The organism is Arthrobacter oryzae, from assembly GCF_031454875.1.
Lineage (GTDB): Bacteria > Actinomycetota > Actinomycetes > Actinomycetales > Micrococcaceae > Arthrobacter > Arthrobacter oryzae_D.
The window spans coordinates 148986-170116 of sequence record NZ_JAVDRQ010000008.1 but is presented as its reverse complement, the minus strand read 5'-3'; the positions used below and the strand labels follow the sequence as shown (position 1 = coordinate 170116).

Annotated in this window: 20 protein-coding genes; 8 read left to right on the top strand and 12 right to left on the bottom strand. The window is 65.6% G+C overall.

Features of this window, described 5'->3' with window-relative positions; genetic code table 11:
* Positions 1-203 precede the first annotated feature (203 nt).
* Genes J2805_RS15740 through J2805_RS15725 form a run of 4 tightly spaced genes read left to right on the top strand, consistent with a single transcriptional unit; the run spans position 204 to position 3758 of the window.
* The gene (locus J2805_RS15740) at positions 204-1211 is read left to right on the top strand and encodes a Bug family tripartite tricarboxylate transporter substrate binding protein (protein ID WP_309977839.1); all 1008 of its coding nucleotides are present in this window, start codon (positions 204-206) and stop codon (positions 1209-1211) included.
* A complete protein-coding gene (locus J2805_RS15735; RefSeq protein ID WP_309977836.1) occupies positions 1208-1720 on the top strand; it encodes a tripartite tricarboxylate transporter TctB family protein in 513 nt (170 codons plus the stop codon). Before J2805_RS15740 ends, J2805_RS15735 begins: the two co-directional genes overlap by 4 nt.
* Positions 1720-3369: a tripartite tricarboxylate transporter permease gene (locus J2805_RS15730; protein ID WP_309977834.1), complete on the top strand. Its 1650-nt coding sequence runs from the start codon at positions 1720-1722 to the stop codon at positions 3367-3369. The genes J2805_RS15735 and J2805_RS15730 overlap by 1 nt, the downstream gene beginning before the upstream one ends.
* On the top strand, positions 3366-3758 hold the full coding sequence (locus J2805_RS15725; RefSeq protein ID WP_309977832.1) for a universal stress protein: 393 nt from the start codon (positions 3366-3368) through the stop codon (positions 3756-3758). The genes J2805_RS15730 and J2805_RS15725 overlap by 4 nt, the downstream gene beginning before the upstream one ends.
* Before the next feature lie 88 nt (positions 3759-3846).
* Here the strand turns inward: J2805_RS15725 and J2805_RS15720 are convergent, their stop codons facing one another.
* The 7 genes from J2805_RS15720 to J2805_RS15690 are packed head-to-tail and all read right to left on the bottom strand — an operon-like array spanning position 3847 to position 11853.
* Positions 3847-4680: an HpcH/HpaI aldolase/citrate lyase family protein gene (locus J2805_RS15720; protein WP_309977830.1), complete on the bottom strand. Its 834-nt coding sequence runs from the start codon at positions 4678-4680 to the stop codon at positions 3847-3849.
* A gap of 2 nt (positions 4681-4682) precedes the next feature.
* Positions 4683-5213 carry a MaoC family dehydratase gene (locus J2805_RS15715; RefSeq protein ID WP_396134377.1) on the bottom strand — a complete coding sequence of 177 codons (531 nt, stop codon included), beginning with the start codon at positions 5211-5213 and terminating at the stop codon, positions 4683-4685.
* A gap of 23 nt (positions 5214-5236) precedes the next feature.
* Positions 5237-6001 (bottom strand): CoA transferase subunit B, encoded by a 765-nt coding sequence (locus tag J2805_RS15710; RefSeq protein WP_309977826.1) that lies wholly within the window; start codon positions 5999-6001, stop codon positions 5237-5239.
* Between the two features lie 2 nt (positions 6002-6003).
* Positions 6004-6813, bottom strand: coding sequence for a CoA transferase subunit A (locus J2805_RS15705; protein ID WP_309977825.1), 810 nt, complete (start codon positions 6811-6813; stop codon positions 6004-6006).
* Between the two features lie 60 nt (positions 6814-6873).
* Entirely contained in the window at positions 6874-8037 is a 1164-nt protein-coding gene (locus J2805_RS15700) for an acyl-CoA dehydrogenase family protein (protein WP_309977824.1), read from the bottom strand.
* 17 nt (positions 8038-8054) lie between these two features.
* Positions 8055-10238, bottom strand: a complete 2184-nt coding sequence (locus tag J2805_RS15695; protein ID WP_309977822.1) for an acetyl/propionyl/methylcrotonyl-CoA carboxylase subunit alpha — start codon at positions 10236-10238, stop codon at positions 8055-8057.
* Positions 10239-10245: 7 nt separating this feature from the next.
* A complete protein-coding gene (locus J2805_RS15690; protein ID WP_309977820.1) occupies positions 10246-11853 on the bottom strand; it encodes a carboxyl transferase domain-containing protein in 1608 nt (535 codons plus the stop codon).
* A gap of 156 nt (positions 11854-12009) precedes the next feature.
* Here J2805_RS15690 and J2805_RS15685 point away from each other — a divergent pair, with 156 nt between their 5' ends.
* A complete protein-coding gene (locus J2805_RS15685; protein WP_309978033.1) occupies positions 12010-12687 on the top strand; it encodes an SACE_7040 family transcriptional regulator in 678 nt (225 codons plus the stop codon).
* Positions 12688-12750: 63 nt separating this feature from the next.
* Here J2805_RS15685 and J2805_RS15680 read toward each other — a convergent pair whose 3' ends face one another.
* From J2805_RS15680 to pdhA, 3 genes are read right to left on the bottom strand one after another with little or no spacing between them, the layout of a single operon-like run.
* The gene (locus J2805_RS15680; RefSeq protein WP_309977818.1) at positions 12751-14157 is read right to left on the bottom strand and encodes a dihydrolipoamide acetyltransferase family protein; all 1407 of its coding nucleotides are present in this window, start codon (positions 14155-14157) and stop codon (positions 12751-12753) included.
* Entirely contained in the window at positions 14154-15164 is a 1011-nt protein-coding gene (locus J2805_RS15675) for an alpha-ketoacid dehydrogenase subunit beta (RefSeq protein WP_309977817.1), read from the bottom strand. Before J2805_RS15675 ends, J2805_RS15680 begins: the two co-directional genes overlap by 4 nt.
* The gene (pdhA, locus tag J2805_RS15670) at positions 15164-16342 is read right to left on the bottom strand and encodes a pyruvate dehydrogenase (acetyl-transferring) E1 component subunit alpha (protein ID WP_309977815.1); all 1179 of its coding nucleotides are present in this window, start codon (positions 16340-16342) and stop codon (positions 15164-15166) included. The genes J2805_RS15675 and pdhA overlap by 1 nt, the downstream gene beginning before the upstream one ends.
* A 196-nt stretch (positions 16343-16538) precedes the next feature.
* On the opposite strand from pdhA, the gene J2805_RS15665 reads away from it, so the two are divergent.
* Together J2805_RS15665 and J2805_RS15660 are read left to right on the top strand one after the other, a co-directional pair.
* Positions 16539-17012: an Lrp/AsnC family transcriptional regulator gene (locus J2805_RS15665; protein WP_309977814.1), complete on the top strand. Its 474-nt coding sequence runs from the start codon at positions 16539-16541 to the stop codon at positions 17010-17012.
* Positions 17013-17106: 94 nt separating this feature from the next.
* A complete protein-coding gene (locus J2805_RS15660; protein ID WP_309977812.1) occupies positions 17107-17604 on the top strand; it encodes a hypothetical protein in 498 nt (165 codons plus the stop codon).
* 97 nt (positions 17605-17701) lie between these two features.
* Here the strand turns inward: J2805_RS15660 and J2805_RS15655 are convergent, their stop codons facing one another.
* Both J2805_RS15655 and J2805_RS15650 read right to left on the bottom strand, forming a co-directional pair.
* Positions 17702-19318 (bottom strand): solute symporter family protein, encoded by a 1617-nt coding sequence (locus J2805_RS15655; RefSeq protein WP_309977810.1) that lies wholly within the window; start codon positions 19316-19318, stop codon positions 17702-17704.
* Positions 19315-19695, bottom strand: coding sequence for a DUF485 domain-containing protein (locus tag J2805_RS15650; protein ID WP_309977808.1), 381 nt, complete (start codon positions 19693-19695; stop codon positions 19315-19317). The genes J2805_RS15655 and J2805_RS15650 overlap by 4 nt, the downstream gene beginning before the upstream one ends.
* A gap of 198 nt (positions 19696-19893) precedes the next feature.
* Between J2805_RS15650 and J2805_RS15645 the strand changes: the two genes are divergently transcribed.
* A complete protein-coding gene (locus J2805_RS15645; RefSeq protein WP_309978031.1) occupies positions 19894-21111 on the top strand; it encodes a sensor histidine kinase in 1218 nt (405 codons plus the stop codon).
* The last annotated feature ends 20 nt before the right edge of the window (positions 21112-21131 follow it).

Genomic DNA, 21131 nt, shown 5'->3' with positions numbered 1-21131 from the left:
CTATACCCCACAGCCTCATGCCGGTACCTTCCCGGGCTCCGGCGCAGACCGGCGCCGGTTGAGCACCGGAAACGTGAACGAAATGAACTTAACTTTCTCTGCGTACACAAGAGTGATGCCCGTCACTTTCGCGCCTAGCATCAAAGCACCAGTCAGTCTTGCTGACGAGCTTTACCGAAAACTTTACTGAGAAGAGGAACACCATGCGCCAGATCCGCGCATTGCGAATTGCCGCCGTCGCTGCCGGTATCGCCCTGATGGCCACCGGCTGCGGTGCCACAGGAAAGAGCTCCGGCGGTGCCACCTCGGGCGCCCCGGCCGGCCCAGTGACCGGCCTGCAGATCATGGTCCCCAACACTGCGGGTGGCGGCTACGACACCACCGCCCGCGTGGCGGCCAAGGTCCTCGAAGACGAGAAAATCGCCACGAACCCCGAAGTCTTCAACCTCGCCGGCGCCGGTGGCACCGTGGGCCTCGCCCGCATCGTCAACGAAAAGGGCAACGGCGACCTCACCATGCTGATGGGCCTGGGCGTGGTAGGCGCGAGCTACACCAACAAGTCCGAGTCCAAGCTGACGGCAACCACTCCCCTGGCCCGGCTCATCGAAGAGCCCGGCGCCATCATGGTCAGCAAGGATTCGCCCTACAAGACCATCGATGACCTGGTCACCGCCTGGAAGGCTGACCCCGGTTCCATCAGCGTCGGCGGCGGCTCGTCGCCGGGCGGCCCGGACCACCTCCTGCCCATGCAGCTTGCCGGCGCCCTGGGGATCGACGCCACCAAGGTGAACTTTGTGTCCTACGACGGCGGTGGAGACCTCCTCCCGGCCATCCTGGGCAACAAGGTGGGCTTTGCGGCCTCCGGTGCAGGTGAGTACCTCAAGCAGATTGAATCCGGCTCGGTCCGCGTCCTGGCCACCAGCGGCGAGAAGCGGCTCGAAGGCGTGGATGCCCCCACGCTGAAGGAATCGAACATCGACCTGGTGTTCACCAACTGGCGCGGCATCGTGGCCCCTCCGGGCATCACCGACGAGGACAAGGCCAAGCTGATCGGCGCGCTCGAAAAGATGCACGGCACGGCCGCCTGGAAGGAAGCCCTGAAGACCAACAGCTGGAGCGACGCCTTCATCACCGGCGCTGAGTTCGAAAGCTTCCTGACCGAGCAGGACAAGCGGGTGGCGGACGTCCTCACGAAGCTTGGCCTGGCGTGAGCTCCTCACCAACACTGGCCTCACGGCTCAAAGGCCGCTCCGAGCTGGGGGTCGCCCTCCTGCTCGGGGCGGCCGGGGCATTGGTCATCGCGGACGCGGCCCGCATCGTCACTCCCTATTCCCAGTCTGATCCCGTAGGACCAAAAACCCTGCCGTTCATTGTGGGCGGCCTGCTGCTGGTCTGCGCTGTCCTGCTGGCCGTCAACGTGATCCGGGGTGGCCAGGGCGAAGCCGAAGGCGGCGAGGACGTGGACCTCACCCACCCCGCCGACTGGAAGACCGTCCTGCCGCTGGTGGGAGCCTTCGTCGCCAACATCCTGCTGATCGATTGGGCAGGCTGGGTTATCTCGGGAACCATCCTGTTCTGGGGCAGCGTCTGGGCACTGGGAGGCCGGCGCTACATCCGTGACGGCCTCATCTCCGTGGCCATGTCCCTCCTGACCTTTTATGGCTTCTACCTTGGCCTCGGCATTGCGCTGCCCGCCGGCCTCCTGGAAGGGATTCTCTGATGGATGTCTTTTCCTCCCTGATGGACGGCTTTGCCACCGCCCTGACCCCCATGAATTTCCTCTACGCCGTCATCGGCGTCGTCCTGGGTACCGCCGTCGGGGTCCTCCCGGGCCTCGGCCCGGCCATGACCGTGGCACTGCTGCTTCCGGTCACGTACGCCCTGGAACCCACCAGCGCCTTCATCATGTTCGCCGGCATCTACTACGGCGGCATGTACGGCGGCTCCACCACCTCCATCCTGCTGAATACGCCAGGCGAATCGTCATCGGTGGTCACCGCCATCGAAGGCAACAAAATGGCGAAAGCCGGCAGGGCCGCACAGGCACTGGCGACGGCGGCCATCGGCTCGTTCGTGGCCGGCACCATCGGCACCACCCTCCTGGCAGTCTGTGCTCCGATCGTGGTGGACTTCGCCGTCAGCCTGGGCGCTCCGAGCTACTTCGCCATCATGGTCCTGGCCCTGCTGGCGGTCACGGCCGTCCTGGGCTCCTCGCGGCTTCGGGGCTTCGCGTCCCTGGGCCTTGGCCTCGCCATCGGCCTGGTAGGTCTGGACGTGGTCACCGGCCAGGCCCGGCTGACCTTCGGCGTGCCGCTCCTGGCGGACGGTCTGGACATCGTGGTGGTGGCAGTGGCCATCTTCGCCGTCGGCGAAGCACTCTGGGTTGCGGCGCACCTCCGCCGCAACCCCCTGCAGGTCATTCCCGTTGGACGCCCGTGGATGGGAAAGCAGGACTGGAAACGGTCTTGGAAGCCCTGGCTCCGCGGCACCGCCTTCGGCTTCCCCTTCGGTGCACTGCCCGCCGGCGGCGCCGAGATCCCGACGTTCCTCTCCTACGTCACGGAAAAGCGCCTCAGTAAACACCCCGAAGAGTTCGGCAAAGGTGCGATCGAGGGTGTGGCCGGTCCGGAAGCAGCCAACAACGCTGCAGCCGCAGGGACGCTGACGCCCATGCTGGCCCTGGGCCTGCCCACCAACGCCACGGCCGCAGTAATGCTGGCAGCGTTCACGCAGTACGGCATCCAGCCCGGGCCGCAGCTGTTCGAAAGCGAGGGACCGCTGGTCTGGGCCCTCATCGCCAGCCTCTTCATCGGCAACCTGCTGCTGCTGATCATCAACCTGCCGCTGGCACCGATGTGGGCAAAGCTCCTGCAGATCCCCAGGCCGTACCTCTACGCCGGCATCCTGTTCTTCGCCACGCTGGGCGCCTACTCGGTGAACCTGCAGGCGTTCGACCTGGTCCTCCTGCTGGCGCTGGGCGCGCTGGGCTTCATGATGCGGCGCTTCGGACTTCCCGTCCTGCCGCTCATCCTCGGTGTCATCCTCGGACCGCGCCTGGAAAAACAGCTCCGCCAGACGCTGCAGCTCAGCGCCGGCGACCCTGCCGGTCTCTGGAGCGAGCCGATCGCCGTCACCGTCTACATCATCGTGGCGCTCATTCTCCTGTGGCCGCTGCTGTTCAAGCTGATCCGCCGGAGCCGGCCCGCAGTTGCAGTCCAGCCCGCAGTTACAGACCACACGGGACAGCGTCCGGATTCATCAGCGTCCGGGGCCCACGACGCCACCGACGACGCCACCGCACACCGCACAGCTGTCTCCCACGACGCTGTCCCGCACGACTCCATCCAGCACGATAAGGAGAAACCATGACCATCGTTGTGGGCTACGTCCCAACCCCAGAGGGCGAGGCGGCCTTTGACCAGGCCATCAAGGAGGCGCGCAAGGCGCAGACCAAGCTGGTGGTCATCAATTCCTCCCGGGGTGATGCCCTGGTGGACAAGCGGTATGCCGGGGAAACCGAAATCGAGGGCATCGACCAGCGCCTCGGCAAGGAAGGGATCGAGCACATCATCCTCCAGCCCGTACGCGGCCATGACGCCGCCGCGGAAGTTCTGGATGCTGCCGAGGAGCACAACGCATCGCTGATTGTGATTGGCCTGCGGAGGCGCACGCCGGTGGGCAAACTGATCATGGGCAGCGTCTCGCAGCGGATCCTGCTTGAAGCCGACTGCCCTGTCCTCGCCGTCAAGGCGGGGTAAGCGGCGCAGCCGAACATTCCGGAGGCCGGGAGTCACACGACTCCCGGCCTATTCTGTTTACTTCAAAACCCGTTCCGAGCGGCGCTCCCTAGCGGACTGCCCGGCGCAGGGTTGATTCGGCGTGCTTCAGGATGGGCCCGTCGATCATTTTTCCGTTGAACTGGAACACGCCGCTCCCGGCCGCGGCGGCAGCCTCCAGGAGTTCCTTGGCCGCGGCGACGTCGGCCTCCGCGGGGGCGTAGGCGCCGCGGACAACGGCAACCTGGCTGGGGTGGATGCAGGCCTTGGAACCGAACCCCGAGGCGACGGCGTCGCGTGACTCGGCCGCCAGCCCTTCAAGGTCAGGAATGTTGACGTACACCGAATCGATGGCCTCTTTGCCGAAGGCACCGGCCGCCAGCAGCACGGTGGACCGGGCATGCAGCGCCACCGCCCGGTAGCCGCCGTCGTCGTTCCTGCTGGAGGTCCCGCCGAGTGAAGCGAGCAGGTCCTCGGCACCCCACATCAGGCCCACCACATTCGGTTCGGCGGCAATGGCCGCGGCGTTGACGATTCCGGCGGCAGTCTCGCAGAGCGCAATGACGCTGTAGCCCTCGAGCGCCTCGAGCTGGGCAGGGTTTTCGGCCTTGGCCAGCATCACGTGGCGGTACGGAGTGTGCTTGAGGCAGTGCAGGTCCTTTTCGAACTCGTCCGTGCCGGCGGGGTTGATCCTGATGATGGTGCGGCTGGGATCCAGCTCGGGAACGTCTCCGGTGGCACCCAGCTGGGCGATGATGGCGCCGCGGGCGCGCTGCTTGTCAGCGGGCGCGACGGCGTCCTCCAAGTCCACGATCACGGCGTCGGAACGCTCGGCGGCCTTCTGGTAGCGCTCGGGACGGTCGGCGGGACAGAACAGCAGGGCGGGACCCATCAGGAAAGTCATGCTTAAATTGTCCCCTTTTCGGCAGATTCTTTCTGCCCTGCTTCGTTCTGCACGGCGTTTTGCGCCGCTGCGTGTGCCTCCCGCGTCCACATCAGGCAACTGCGGGTCACCAGTGCCACCACCACGCCGTCCTGGTTGCGGCCAGTGTGCTGCATGGTCACGATTCCCTGCCCCGGCCGGGAGGAGGACGGCCGCTTGCCCGTGATGACGGTCTCCGTGTACAGGGTGTCGCCGTGGTACAGCGGATGCGGAAACGACACGTCGGTCAGTCCCAGCTGGGCGATGATGGTCCCCTGCGTCAGCTGCGGGACGGACTGTCCCACCACTGTGGCAAGGGTGAACATCGAGTTCATGAGCCGCTGGCCGAACGGCTGCCCTGCACTCCAGGCCGCGTCAAGGTGCAGCGCTTGGGTGTTCATGGTCATGGTGGTGAAAATGACGTTGTCCGTTTCGGTGACCGTCCGGCCGGGCCGGTGGGCGTAGACAACTCCCTCTTCCAATTCGTCGAAGTAGAGGCCCCGTTGCTCAATCATGCGGGGCGTACCTTCCGGGGCCGTCATACGGTCAGTTCCTGGTCTTCCTCGAAGAGCTCGGCGCCGGTTGCCGCGGCGACGTCCTGGGCAGTGACGTTGGGAGCCAATTCCCGCAGCACCAGCCGGGACGAGCTGCCCTCGGTGACCACGTCGATGACGGCGAGGTCGGTGATGATCCGGTCCACGCACCCCTTGCCGGTCAGCGGCAGCGTGCAGTTCTCCACGATTTTCGGCTTCCCGTTGCGGTCCACGTGCTCCATCATGACGATCACCTTCTTGGCCCCGAAGACCAGGTCCATGGCACCGCCCATGCCCTTGACCATCTTGCCGGGAATCATCCAGTTGGCCAGGTCGCCGTTCTGCGCCACTTCCATGGCGCCAAGAACGGCCACATCAACGTGGCCGCCGCGGATCATGCCGAACGAGGCTGCGGAGTCGAAGAACGCCGCGCCCTTGTTGACGGTGACGGTTTCCTTGCCGGCGTTGATCAGGTCCGGATCCACCTGCTCCTCGCCGGGATAGGGCCCGACGCCCAGGATCCCGTTTTCGGAATGCAGGACCACTTCGACGCCGGCCGGGATGTAGTTGGGGATCAGCGTCGGCATCCCGATTCCGAGGTTGACGTACTGCCCGTTGTGCAGTTCCAGGGCCACCCGGGCGGCCAGTTCATTGCGGGTCCAGCCTTTGGTCTCCGAGGTGTCCTCGGGGTGCCCGACGGCGGATGGCCGGTACTCGTGGCGGACGGCCTCGGGGCGGGGCGGGGCTCCCTGCACGCTGTTCGATTCCACGGCTATGCTCCTGCCTGGTCAGTTGCTTGCTGTTCAGTCCGTCGGGAGGCGTTGCCGCCTGAGGCCACTGCGACCGTCCGTTTTTCGATGCGCTTCTCGCCCTGCGGCGCAACGACTACGCGCTGGACGAAGATTCCGGGAACGTGGACGTGCTCCGGATCCAGTTCCCCGGGTTCCACGAGCTCCTCGACCTCGGCGATGGTGATCCGTCCGGCCATGGCGCAGAGCGGGTTGAAGTTCATCGCCGTGGCGTGGAAGACGAGGTTTCCGTGCCGGTCGCCCTTCCAGGCGTGCACGAGGCCGAAATCCGGAGTGAGCGACTCCTCGAGCACGTAGTCGGCGCCGTTGAAGGTGCGGACTTCCTTCGGGGCGGAAGCGATGGCGATGCCGCCGTCGGCGTCGTACTTCTGCGGCAGGCCGCCGTCGGACACCTGGGTGCCCACGCCGGCGGGCGTGTAAAACGCCGGGATGCCGGCGCCACCGGCGCGCAGCTTTTCCGCCAGTGTTCCCTGCGGGGTCAGCACTACCTCGAGTTCGCCGGAGAGATACTGCCGGGCGAATTCCTTGTTCTCCCCGACATAGGAGCTGATGGTGCGGCGGATCCGGCCGTCCTTGAGCAGGATCCCCAGCCCCCAGTCGTCGACGCCGCAGTTGTTGCTGACGGTTTCCAGGCCCCGCGTTCCATTCCGGTGCAGGGCCTCGATCAGGGCCACCGGAATGCCGCAGAGTCCGAACCCGCCGACGGCCAGTGATGCGCCGTCGGGGATGTCTGCCACCGCGGCCTCGGCACTGGCAACAACCTTGTCAATCATCGTCGATCCTTCCTGGTTACGCGCTGTTTCGTTCCCCGGATTTGCTCCCCGGCGGGGGTGCTACAGGCCGAGTTCGCGGGCGATCAGCATCAGTTGCACCTCGGTGGTGCCCTCCCCCACTTCAAGGATCTTGGAGTCGCGGTAGTGCCTTGCCACAGTGAATTCGTTGATGAAGCCATAGCCGCCGAACACCTGGGTGGCGTCCCGCGCGTTGTCCATGGCTGCCTCACCTGCGACCATCTTAGCGATGGCCGCCTGCGTCTTGAACGGCTTCCCGGCCAGCATCCGCGCCGCGGCGTCGTAGTACGCCAGCCGCGCCGTGTGGGCGCGTGCCTGCATGCGGGCGATCTTGAATGCGATGGCCTGGTACTTGCCGATGTTGTTGCCGAAGGCGCTGCGTTCCTTGGCGTATTTCACGGACAGGTCCACGCAGCCCTGTGCCGCGCCGGTGGCGAGGGCGGCGATGGCGATGCGGCCCTCGTCCAGGATGGACAGGAAATTCGCGTAGCCGCGGCCCTGCTCGCCGAGCAGGTTGGCCTCAGGGACGTGGACGTCCTTGAGCGTGAGCGGGTGGGTGTCGGAGGCGTTCCACCCCACCTTGTTGTAGGCCTTCTCCGCCCTGAAACCGGGCGTGTCGGTGGGCACCAGGATGGTGGAGATTTCCTTCTTGATGCTGCCGTCCTGGCGCTCATGCTTGGCGGTTACGGCCGTCACGGTCACCAGTCGGGTGATGTCGGTGCCGGAGTTGGTGATGAATTCCTTGTTGCCGTTGATGATCCACTCACCATTTTCGAGCCGGGCCGTGGTCTTGGTCCCGCCCGCGTCCGAACCGGCTTCAGGTTCCGTCAGGCCGAAGCCGGCGAGCGCCTTGCCTGATGCCAGTGACGGGAGCCATTCTTCCTTCTGGGCGTCGGTGCCGAACCGGTACACGGGCATGGCGCCGAGGGAGACGCCGGCTTCCAGGGTGATGGCCACGGACTGGTCCACACGGCCCAGCTGTTCCAGTGCCAGGGCCAGCGCGAAGTAGTCCCCGCCCATGCCGCCGAACTCCTCCGGGAAGGGGAGGCCGAAGAGGCCCATGTCAGCCATCTGGGCGACCACCTCGTAGGGAAAGCTGTGTTCCTCGTCGTGTTTTGCGGAAACCGGCGCCACCACTTCATCGGCGAATTCGCGGACGGTGTCGCTGAGGTCCTGGTATTCCTCGCTGAGCTCAAAATCAGCCATGTTGGGACTTCCTTGTCTTAACTCTGGAACGGGTCTGTGGTTTGTGATTGGTGGTCTGTTGTGGAGGCAGCGGGGTGGACCGTGGCCAGCACCTGGTCTGCTTTGACCAGGTCGCCCGCCTTCACGCTGATGTGCACCGTGCCGCCGAGCGGCGCCAGGAGCTGGTGTTCCATCTTCATGGCCTCCACGGAAAGGAGTACCTGGCCTGCCTGCACGGTGTCGCCGTCGCTGACAGGGACGGACACCACCGTGCCGGGCATGGGCGAGCGCACGGCCGGGTCCGCGGCGCCTTCCTCGCGCTGGACGGCGGCCAGAACGCGGGCAAGCCGCGTCTCCCGCGTCAGCACCTCAAGCCGGCAGGACCAGCCGTCGTTGCCGAGGAACAGCTCCGTGGGAAGGCCCGGCTTCGGGTTGTCCCGGACCGGGTCGCTCCAGTCCGGTACAGCGGGGCCCGGGGATACCGGCGCCAGCGAATACACCCTGGCTTCGCCGCCGAGAATCAACTCTGCATGGTTGCGTTTGGGGAAACGAAGTGATGCCTTGTGCTGCGGCCCGCCATCAACACTGACCGTCGCCGAACCCTGCCCCACCGAACCGGACACCTCCACCGTGGTGACACCTCCGTTGGGCGTACCCAGGCTGATCCTCCGCGGGGCGCGAGCGCCAAGCCGCCACCCGTCGCGGCGGTCCCAGGGGTTTGCCCCAGCGGCCTGCGGATCAGGCTCCTGCACGGCAGCGACGTACAGGGCAGCGGCAGCCACCTCGAATTCGCCCGCAGTGCGGAATGCAAAGTCCGGCATCTTGCGCTCGATCAGGCCCGTGTCGAGCCGCCCGGCGCGGACGTCGGCGTCGTTGATGAGCAGGCGCAGGTATTCGACGTTGGTGTCCACGCCCAGCGCCGTGTACCCGGCGAGCGCCGCGTCCAGGGTGTCCAGGGCGGCCGTGCGGTCCTCGCCCCACGCGATGACCTTCGAGATCATGGGGTCGTAGCTGGACGAGATTTGAAGGCCCTCCAGCAGCGCCGAGTCCACCCGGACCTTGCCGCCTGCATCATCTGCAGCTTCGTCCAGCAGCCGGACCCGCCCGGTGGACGGCAGGAAGTTCCGCTCCGGAATTTCTGCGTAGACGCGCGCTTCCACCGAATGACCGTCAAGTACGACGTCGTCCTGGCGGACGGTGAGTTCCTCACCGGCGGCGATGCGTACCTGCCATTCGACCAGGTCGACGCCGGTGACCATTTCGGTCACCGGGTGCTCCACCTGCAGGCGGGTGTTCATCTCCATGAAGAAAAATTCGTCCGGGGCGTTATCCGAGACCAGGAACTCCACAGTCCCGGCGCCGCTGTAGTGGACGCTGCGGGCCGCGTTGCAGGCGGCCTCACCGATCCGGGCACGAACGCCGGCGCCGTTGGGAAGGGACTCCAGCAGCGGAGACGGTGCCTCCTCGATCACTTTCTGGTGGCGGCGCTGCAGCGAGCACTCGCGCTCCCCCAGGTGGATGACATTGCCGTGGTTGTCAGCGAGGACCTGGACCTCAATGTGCCGCGGCGTAGTGACGAGGCGTTCAAGGAAGAGGGTGTCGTCGCCGAAGGCGCTGGCCGCGACCCGGCGGGCGGTGGCCAGCGTGGCCGCCAGATCTTCGGGGCGCTCCACAATATGCATGCCTTTGCCGCCTCCGCCCGCGGACGGTTTGATCAGCAACGGGAAGCCGACGCCGGCGGCGGACTCGATCAGCTGGGCGTCCGTCATCCCGGGTTGGGCGATGCCCGGGACCACCGGCACCCCGTATCCGGTGACGTGGTTCTTGGAGCGGATCTTGTCGCCCATGACATTGAGTGATTCGACGCCCGGGCCGATGAAGGTGATGCCGGCCTTTTCCAGGGCGCGGGCGAAGTCGACGTTTTCGCTCAGGAACCCATAGCCGGGGTGCACTGCCTCGGCGCCGGTTTCGCGGCAGGCCTGGATGATGGCTTCGATTTTCAGATAGCTTTCGGCGGCGGCCGCGGGCCCGATCCGCACCGCAACGTCGGCTTCGCGCACGTGGCGGGCCCCGGCGTCGGCGTCGCTGTATACCGCCACCGAACGGATGCCCAGGGCACGCAGGGTACGGATGACGCGGCACGCGATCTCGCCGCGGTTGGCGACGAGGACGGTGTTGAACAGCGGCCCTTGGGAGGTTGACGTCGGCGAGGAATTATTCACAGCTGGCTCACATCCGGAAAAGGCCGAAGGAGGTCTCCGGCAGCGGGGTGCGGGAGACGACGTCGAGCGCCAGTCCCAGGACGGTGCGGGTGTCCGCGGGGTCGATCACGCCGTCGTCCCAGAGGCGGGCGGTGGAATAGTACGGGCTGCCCTGGTCCTCGTACTGCTGTCTGATAGGGGCTTTGAAGGCTTCCTCGTCTTCGGCGGACCATTCCTCGCCGCGCGCCTCGTACTGGTCCCGTTTGACGGTGGCCAGCACGCTGGAGGCCTGGTTGCCGCCCATCACCGAGATCCGGGAGGCCGGCCACATCCAGAGGAAGCGTGGCGAATAGGCACGGCCGCACATGGAGTAGTTGCCGGCGCCGAAGGATCCGCCGATCACCACGGTCAGCTTGGGCACGCGGGCGGTGGCCACGGCGGTGACCATCTTGGCGCCGTTCTTGGCGATGCCGCCCTGTTCGTAATCCTTGCCGACCATAAAGCCCGAGAGGTTCTGCAGGAAGACCAGCGGGATGCCGCGCTGGTCACAGAGTTCAATGAAGTGCGCGCCCTTGAGTGCGGATTCGCTGAAGAGGACACCGTTGTTGGCAACGATGCCCACCGGGTGGCCGTGCAGCTTCGCGAAGCCGGTGACCAGCGTGGTGCCGTAGTTCTTTTTGAACTCGTGGAAGCGGCTGCCGTCCACCAGCCGGGCGATCACTTCACGGACGTCGTACTGGGCGTTGACGTCCGTCGGGACGGCGCCGTAGAGCTCGTCGGGGTCCGCGAGCGGTTCGACGGCGGTGTCCACGTCCCAGGCGGGGACGGCCGGCTTCGGCAGCGTGGAGACGATGTCCCGGACAATCTGGAGCGCGTGCTCATCGTTCTCGGCCAAATGGTCGGTGACGCCGGATATTTTCGAGTGGACGTCCCCGCCGCCAAGCTCCTCGGCCGTGACGATCTCGCCGATCGCGGCCTTGACCAGCGGCGGACCGCCCAGGAAGATGGTGCCCTGGTTGCGGACGATGACCGTCTCGTCGCTCATGGCGGGCACATAGGCGCCGCCGGCGGTGCAGGAGCCCATCACGGAGGCGATCTGCGGGATTTTGGCCGCGGACATTTTTGCCTGGTTGAAGAAGATCCGGCCGAAGTGCTCCTTGTCCGGGAAGACCTCGTCCTGCTTCGGCAGGAAGGCTCCACCGGAATCCACAAGATAGATGCAGGGCAGCCGGTTCTCCAGCGCGATCTCCTGCGCCCGGAGGTGCTTCTTGACCGTCATCGGGTAGTAGGTGCCGCCCTTTACGGTGGCGTCATTGGAGATCACCAGCACCTGGCGGCCGTGGACCAGTCCGATCCCGGCTATGACGCCGGCGCCCGGGGAATCGTCGTTGTACATGCCGTTGGCCGCGAGCGGCGCGATTTCGAGGAAGGGGCTGCCGTCGTCAAGGAGCTGGTCGATGCGTTCGCGCGGCAGCAGCTTGCCGCGGGCAACGTGGCGTTCACGTGACTTCTTGGGTCCGCCGAGCGCTGCCGAGGCGAGCCGGTCCTTCAGCTCGTTTGCAAGTGCCAGCTGGGCTTGCCGGTTGGTGGCGTAGGCTGCACTGCCGGTGTCCACCAGGCTGGCGATTGTCTCCATTGACTGCTTCCGTTCCCGGACGTCCTGGCAAGGCCGTCCTGAGCGATTCGGTTAGTGCCGCGTAACTGAGATTTAGGTTAGTCTCTATTAACTGTGATGTCCAACACGCGCTCCCATTGCTAGGATTTGCAGTTCCAAGGAGGAAATGTGCCGATCATCGAGCGCGACCAGGCGGGCCAACCCAGCCAGGCAGCCCAGCCCAGTCCGGCAAGCCAACGCAGCCAGGCAACCCAACGCAGCCAGGCCAAGGAGAGCCGGCGCCGGGCGTTGCTGGCCTCCGCCGCCACGCTTTTTGCCGTCAATGGCTTCAACCGCGTTTCGCTTGAGGACCTGGGCGCCGCAGCCGGCGTCAGCGGCCCTGCGGTTTACCGGCATTTCGCGGGCAAGCAGGCGGTCCTGGGAGCACTGTTGCTCAGCGTGAGCCAGGAATTGCTGGAAGGCGGCCATCGTGTGGTGGCCGATGCCGTCGACCCCGCCGCAGCGCTGGCGCGCCTGGTTCAGTTCCATGTTGACTTCGCCCTAAGCAACCCCGACGTCATCCGGGTCCAGGACCGCGACTTCAGCAACCTCACCGACGACGACCAGGCCGAGGTCCGCACCCTGCAGCGAAACTACGTGGAGCTGTGGGTGGAGGTGCTGCAGCAGTTGCACGAGGATACGGACGCCGCGGAGCTCCGGATGCGCGCGCACGCGGCTTTCGGACTCATCAACTCCACGCCGCATTCCGTCCGCAGCCACGGCCGGCGGGTCGCAGTGAAGTCGGCACGGCCGCTGCTGGAGAGCATGGCCCTGGCCGCCCTCCTGGTGACGGCCAGCCCGGTTCCCGGCGAGTAAACGCACAGCGGCCGGCCGCCACGTCCTTTCGGAAGAGGCGGCCGGCAGCTGTGCCTGAATCCGCTAGACCATTGCCAGCACCATGCCGGGATCGGCCAGGATCGCGCCGATGTCCGCAAGGAAACGCGACCCCTGCTCGCCGTCGACCAGGCGGTGGTCGAAGGACAGGCTGAGGGTCATGACCTGGCGAAGGGCTACCTCGTCCTGGTATTCCCACGGCATTTTCCGCACGGCACCCATGGCAAGGATGGCTGCTTCGCCGGGGTTGAGGATCGGCGTGCCGGCGTCGATGCCGAACACGCCGATGTTCGTGATGGAGATGGTGCCGCCGGAGAGCTCGGCCGGGCTGGTCTTGCCGGCGCGGGCAGTCTCTGTCAGGCCGGTTAGCGCGGTGGACAGCTCCGTCAGGGACATCCGGTCGGCGTCCTTGATGTTCGGTACGGTCAATCCCCGGGGTGTCGCCGCGGCAATGCCCAGGTTCACATAGTTGAACTGCACGATCTCCTGGCTGGCTTCGTCCCACCGCGAATTCAATGACGGCTGGCGGCGGAGGGCAATCAGCAGGGCCTTGGCCACGAGTGTCAGCGGAGTCAGCTTGAAACCCTCAAACGCGCGGCTGGACTTGAGCCGGGCCAGCAGCTCCATAGTGGGCGTGACGTCGATGGTCAGGAATTCCGTGGCGTGCGGTGCCGTGAAGGCACTGGACACCATGGCCGCGGCGGTCAGCTTGCGGACCCCCTTGATGGGCGTACGCGTTTCGCGCTCCCCGTGCGTGACGCTGACACTGCCGCTGCCTGCCGCCGGAGCCGCGGCACCCGCTGCCGCACGGTCGCCTCCGCCGAGGAAGTTCTGCACGTCCTCGCGGGTGATCAGCCCGCCGACGCCTGTGCCGGTCACTGCAGCGAGCTCAACGCCAAGGTCCTTTGCCAGCTTCCGCACGGGCGGCGTGGAGCGAGGACGCTCGCCACCCGCTATTGGAGCCGCGGTCTCGGCCGGGGCGCTGGTTCCGGCACGGTCGGACGTAGGGGCGGCGCCTGCAACAGCAACCGGCTCAGCCACCGGCGCGGCCGGCGCAGCGGACGTCGGCGCAGCAAAAGTCCGGGCACGCCGGGCGGGGCGGCCGGAGGCCTCGACAATGGCGCCGTACCCCACGAGGTTGGGTTCGCGTTTGGCGGTCTCCACGGGAGCCGGACCGGCGTCGGAGGGCCCGCCGTCGTCGCCCTCTACTTCGAAGGAAACGATCGGCTTGCCCACCTCCACCACGGTTCCCGGCTGTTCGTGCAGGGCGGTGATTACACCGGCGAACGGCGACGGCAGTTCGACGACGGCCTTGGCCGTCTCCACTTCCGCAATGACCTGGTTCAGGGCAACGGTGTCACCCACGGCGACTTTCCAGCTGAGGATTTCCGATTCCGTCAGCCCTTCGCCGAGGTCCGGGAGCCTGAATTCCTTGATCATGGCGGCGCTCATCCTTCCAGCCCGCTGAGCGAGTTGGGGCGGCCCAGGGCACGGTCCACGCCGTCAAGAATCCTGTCCAGGCCCGGCAGATGGTGCGATTCCAGCTTTGAATACGGGTACGGGACATCGAAGCCGGTGACCCGGACGGGGGCGGCCTCCAAGTAATAGAAGCACCGTTCTGTGATGCTCGTAGCCACTTCGGCGCCGAGCCCGCCGGATTGCCCGGCTTCGTGGGTGATCACCAGGCGGCCCGTCTTGCGCACCGAGGCTTCCAGGGTTGCGAAGTCCACCGGGGCCAGCGAACGAAGGTCGATGACCTCAACCGAGATGCCCTCGTCCGCAGCAGCGACGGCGGCGTCCTTGGCGGTCTTTACCAGGGGTCCATAGGCAACGAGCGTTACGTCCTTGCCCTCGGCCACCACACGCGCCTTTTCCATTGACAGCGCGGCGGACGGATCGATCGTTTCATCCACCTCGCCCTTGTCGTGGTAGCGGCGCTTCGGCTCGAAGAACAGGACCGGATCGTCGGAGGCGATGGCCTGCTGGATCATGGTGTGTGCGTCCTGCGGGTTGGAAACGCTGACCACCCGCAGTCCGGACGTGTGGGTGAAGTACGCCTCGGGAGACTCCGAGTGGTGCTCCGGGGAGCCGATGCCGCCGCCGAACGGAATGCGCACGGTGATGGGCATCTTGACGGCACCCTGGGTCCGGTAGTGGATTTTGGCGACCTGGGACACGATCTGGTCGAACGCCGGGTAGACAAACCCGTCGAACTGGATTTCCACCACCGGCCGGTAACCCCGATAGGCGAGGCCGACGGCGGTGCCCATAATGGCGGACTCGGCGAGCGGGGTGTCTACAACACGGTGTTTGCCGAAGTCCTTCTGCAATCCGTCGGTTACGCGGAAGACGCCGCCGAGGGTGCCGATATCCTCGCCCATCAGGATCACTTTGGGGTCGTTTTCAAGGGATTTGCGGAGGCCGGAGTTGATTGCCCGGGCAAAGGTCATCTGCGTCATTAGCGAGCACCTTCTTCTGAATGGGTCCCTGCGGGATCGCCGAAGGAAGCCAGGTAGCGGGAGTAATGGTCCTCCTGGCGGTCCAGCCAGGAGTTGGGGGTGCTGTAAACGTGCTTGAAGATGTCCAGCGGTTTCGGGTCCGGCATGTTGATGCAGCCGGCCCGCAGCTCACGGGCCACGGCGTCGGCTTTGGCAGCCACCCGGGCCTCAAGCTGCTCGGTCAGCAGGCCCTTGCGTTCCAGCAGGCCCTTGACGCGGGCGATCGGATCCTTGGCCGCCCAGTCTTCCAGTTCGTTGGCATCCCGGTACCGGGTGGGGTCGTCGGCAGTGGTGTGCGGGCCCATGCGGTAGGTGACTGCCTCGATGAATGTGGGGCCGCCGCCGTGGCGGGCCCGTTCGAGTGCCTCGCGGGTCGCTGCCATCACGGCAAGGACATCATTGCCGTCCACGCGGATGCTGGGAATCCCGAATCCTGCCGCACGGTCGGCGATCCTGATGTGCGACTGCAGGCGCACCGGCTCGGAAATGGCCCAGTGGTTGTTGGAGCAGAAGAAGACCACCGGGGACTGGAAACTGGCTGCAAAAACCATCGCCTCGTTGACGTCACCCTCGCTGGTGGCACCGTCGCCGAAATATGTGATGGCTACCGAGTCGGCGCCGTCGTTCTGGATGCCCATGGCGTAGCCGGTCGCGTGAAGCGTCTGGGCGCCGATGATGATCTGCGGCGTGGCCATATTAACGGTGTACGGATCCCAGCCTGCCGAGGCGTTGCCCCTCCAGACCTTGACGATGTCGGTCAGATCCACTCCGCGGCAGTAGGCGACGCCGTTCTCGCGGTAGCTGGAGAACACGAAGTCATCGTCGCGGAGCGACCTCGCCGACCCTATCTGCGCGGCCTCCTGGCCCAGGAGCGGCGGCCACAGGCCGAGTTCACCCTGGCGCTGGAGGGCGGTCGCTTCGGTGTCGATCCGCCGGATGACCACCAGGTCCTCGTAAAGGGAACCCAACTGCTCGTCACTGACATCCTGGACCCAGGCGTCGTACTGCGGATGGCTGACGCGTTCACCGCCTGGCGTGATCAATTGGACCAGGCTCTCGCCCGTCCCGCCGTGATGTCCTGCACTGTTGTCCGGGCCGCCGGCGGGGATTCCGCCCTGACCCAACTCGTCTGTAAACACAGTTGCACGCAACCTTCATACGTCGTGACACCAGCGCTCAGGGGACTCGTGATCCCCGTGCACGCCAGCCGCCCGGGCGCCGTTGCCCCGGATATTTGTGACGATACTCACAATGCTCAATGGGTACAACCACTGCTAAAAAAACTGAGCATTATGCACTGTCAGGGGTCCGCCGGCCGTGCTAGCCTTGCGCATTATGCAAGCTTTGGATGGCACTGACACCCGGCTCCTTTCCGCCCTCGCGAGGGACCCGAAACGGACGGTGGTGGCCCTGGCGCAGAAGCTTGGGCTCTCGCGCAATACGGTGCAAGCCAGGATGGCCCAGTTGGAAAAGAAGCACGTCTTCCTGTCCTTCGAACGGCGGATCAATCCTGTGGCCCTGGGATATCCGCTGATGGCGTTCATCTCCGTGCACGTGCAGCAACAGAAGCTTGGCCAGTTGGCGGTGGACTTGGCCGGCATCCCGGAAATCCTGGAAGGTTACGGGCTGACGGGCTCGGCGGATCTTTTGCTGCGGGTAGTGGCCCTGGACGCGGAGGACCTTTTTCGTATCAACGGCAAGATCCTGGCCTGTCAAGGGGTGGACCGGACGGACACGGCGCTTGCCATGGGAGAGCTCATCCCCTTCCGGATCCAGCCGCTGCTGGAACGGGGCTCCGTCGAGGGATGAGGGTTATAGGCTGGGTCCCAGTTGAACGAACCGAGGCCGTGACCGGCCCGCCCCATCAGGCAATGGCCAAGCGGCCTGCCGGAAAGGCTTGATCTTGAGCAATCCTCAGGAACCGTACCAGCCGGCCCAGCCGGAGGCCGACACACCGGGCCGGGAGACGCCCGCCGGGAGCCGCAGGAAATGGGTTGTGCCGGGCATCGTGGGCGGCGCCCTACTCTTTGTCATCGCGGGCGGGGTGTTGGTGTTCAACCTCGCGGGCGGCGGCACTAACGAAGCCAGGGACGTCGCGGACGACTTCACGCAGCTTGTCATCGCCGGAGACACCGACACAGCCTATGACGATTTCCTTGACCCGGCCCTCCAGGAAAAGCTGTCCAAGGAGGACTTCGCCGCCGGCGTGCAAAGCCTCAAACTCAATGACACCTGCAAGCCGACGTACAACGACCTCAAGGTGAGCAGCGAAAACGGCAACAACAAGGCCGACGTTGCCGGGGTCATCGGCTGCGACGGCAAGGAAGTGGATCTGGCCTACAGCTTCGACAGGGACAGCGACATGAAGATGATCAACATAAAACTCAGGCCCAAGGCCTAAGCCTCGCCACAAACAGCAGGAGCTCCCGTGTTCACGGGAGCTCCTGCTGTGTCTTAGCTGTGTCCTTGCAAAGAGATGTCTCTCGGCAAAGCGGGTCTCAGTGGTCCACCGCCTTCTCGGCACCAACACCGGTCAGGGAGCGGACTTCCATTTCGGCCTGCTTCGTGGTGTCTTCCAGCTTCTTATCCAGCACGGTGCCCAGCCAGCCCAGGAAGAACGCGAGCGGGATGGAGACGATGCCCGGGTTGCTCAGCGGGAAGACCGCGAAATTCGCCGTCTGGATCATCGAGGTCTTTGTTCCGGACACCACCGGCGAAAGGGCGATCAGGATGATCGCCGACGCCAGGCCGCCGTACATGCTCCAGATTGCGCCCTGGGTGGTAAACCTGCGCCAGAACAGCGAGTAGATGATCGTGGGCAGGTTCGCCGAAGCCGCCACCGCGAAGGCGAGCGCCACCAGGAAGGCGACATTCTGGCCGTTGGCGAAGATGCCGCCGACAATTGCCAGGATGCCGATGACCACCACGGTGCGCCGTGCAACCTTGACCTCGGTGTCGGCGTCGGCCTTCCCCTTGGCAATCACGTTGGCGTAGATGTCATGGGCAAACGAGGCCGCGGCGGTGATGGTGAGGCCGGCCACCACGGCGAGGATGGTGGCGAAGGCCACCGCCGAGATGAAGCCGAGCAGCAGCGGGCCGCCCAGGTGGAAGGCGAGCAGCGGTGCGGCGGAGTTGACGCCGCCCGGGGCCGTCTTGATCGTTTCCGCACCGACAAGGGCAGCGGCGCCATAGCCCAGGACCAGGGTGAACAGGTAGAACAGGCCGATCAGCCAGATGGACCACACCACGGACTTGCGGGCTTCCTTGGCCGTGGGCACGGTGTAGAAGCGCATCAGCACGTGCGGGAGGGCTGCGGTGCCGAGGACCAAGGCGAGGCCCAGGGACATGAAGTCCAGCTTGGAGGTGTCCGACTTACCGTACTGCATGCCCGGGTTCAGGACTGCGGGGTTGTTGGCCGTCTCCACAGCGCCGCCAAGGAGGTCGGACAGGTTGAAGCCGTAGATTGCCAGGACCCAGAACGTCATCACGGCGGCGCCGGCTATAAGCAGCATGGCCTTGATGATCTGGACCCAGGTGGTGCCCTTCATGCCGCCGATCAGCACGTACATGATCATGAGGGCGCCGACGACGATGATCACCAGTGCCTGTCCGCCCCAGTCGCTAATGCCAAGGAGCAGGGAAATCAGGCTGCCGGCGCCGGCCATCTGGGCCAGGAGGTAGAAGAAGCAGACGGCAAGGGTGGAAATGGCAGCCGCGATCCGGACCGGACGCTGCTTGAGCCTGAAGGAGAGCACATCGGCCATCGTGAACTTGCCGGTGTTGCGGAGCAGCTCCGCCACCAGGAGCAGGGCCACCAGCCAGGCCACCAGGAAGCCGATGGAGTACATGAAGCCGTCATAGCCGTTGATGGCGATGGCGCCGGTGATGCCCAGGAATGATGCCGCGGAGAGGTAGTCCCCCGCAATGGCGGTTCCGTTTTGCGGGCCGGTGAAGGAACGGCCGGCCGCGTAGTAGTCTGCCGCGGTTTTGTTGTTGCGGCTGGCGCGGACCACGATAATCATGGTGACCGCGACGAACAGGCCGAAAATCGCCATGTTCAGCAGGGTGGTGTCTTTGAGGGCGGCGACGTTGACCGCTGGAACCATTCCGATCATTTTGCTGTTCCGCTCACTCGGTTGCCGTCTTTGTCGAACTCGTGGCCTTCGATTTCATGCCGGATCTCTGCTGCGATGGGATCGAGCCGCCGGTTGGAGTAGCTCACGTACCAGCCTGTGATGGCGAACGTGGACACGAACTGCAGGAGGCCCATGATGAGCCCGATGTTGATGTTGCCCCAGACCTTCGTGGACATGAAGTCGACGGCATAGTCGGCCAGGAGTACGTATGCGAAGTACCAGAGCAGGAACGCAACGGCCATCGGAAAGACAAAGCTGCGGTGACGCTTGCGCAGTTCCTGGAACTGCTCGGTCGACTGGACTTGCTTGAAATCCACGGACGCCGCTGCGTCCGGAGTTGGGGCATCGTTACCCATCATTCCTCCTCATTGAGACTTTCCGTCCACACCGGCCGCCCTGCTCTTTCACAACAGTCCTCAGCCAATGTGACTGCACTCACTCTGACGCGTGACGGCGGTTACATTCCAGAGAAGCCGCCGGGCCGTCGCTCAGCGGTCCCGTTGCTGCGCCAAACGGTGCCCCGCGGCTACGCCGGGCAGGCTACGCTGGGCACCATGCCGGACTCCCCCTTGTTCACCGCTGCCGCCATCGCCGTGATCGCGATGTCGATCGCCGTCGTCGTCGGCGTGGGCCTCAAAGTCCTGCGGTCCTTCCGGGAGCTCGGCACCGACGCGGAGCGGGCCACCTACAAAACCCTCCATGCGGCCTCGCGGGCCGGACAACACCTGCGCACCGGGCTGAACCCGGCCGGCGCGGCCAAAGCCAGCAGGCAGCTCCGCACCATCCTGGGCTGCGATGCACTGGCCATCACCGATACCTCGGGCGTGCTCGCCTGGGACGGCGCCGGGGAGGAACTCCGGCCGGCGCTGATGGGTCTCGCGGCAAAAGTGCTCGACGGCGGCCATACCGCCGTGATCCCGGCGGGCGAGCTGTACCTCCTCGCCGGCGACGCAGCCACCGGGCCCATCCCGCAAGAGGTGGAACGCGCCGTCGTCATCGCCCCCATCAAGGCCGGCGCGCGCGTGGTGGGCGTGGTGGCGGCCTTTGCACCTTCGGCGGGAGCCGGGCTGGTCCGGGCCACCGGCGAAGTGGCTGACTGGGTGGCGGCCCAGGTTGAACTCGCCGAACTCGACGCGTCCCGGACCCTCCTGATGGAGGCAGAGGTCCGTGCCCTCCGCGCCCAGATCAGCCCGCACTTCATCTACAACTCGCTCAATGCCATCGCGTCCTTCATCAACACCGATCCGGTGCGTGCCCGGGAGCTGGTGGTGGAATTCGCCGACTTCACCCGCTATTCCTTCCGCCGGCACGGGGACTTCACCACGCTTGCCGAAGAGCTCCGCTGCATCGACCGTTACCTGCTGCTGGAGCGGGCAAGGTTCGGCGACCGGGTGCAGGTGAGCCTGCAGATCGCCCCGGAGGTACTGAGCACTGTCATCCCGTTCCTCAGCCTGCAGCCGCTCGTCGAAAATGCCGTCCGCCACGGCCTCGAGGCCAAGGAAGGTTCGGGCCACATCACCATTGCGGCGAACGATTCCGGCACCTTCGCGGAGGTCACCATAGAGGACGACGGCGTGGGCATGGATCCGGAACAGCTGCGGTCGGTGCTTGCCGGACACAGCGACGGCGACCATGTGGGACTGCGCAACGTCGACGCCCGGCTCCGCCAGGTCTACGGCGAGGACAACGGCCTGGTCATCGAAACGGCTCCGGGCGAGGGGACGCTGATCACCATGCGTGTGCCCAAGTCGCAACCCGGCCACGACGCCTGAGCGTCCCGGCATCGCCGGCG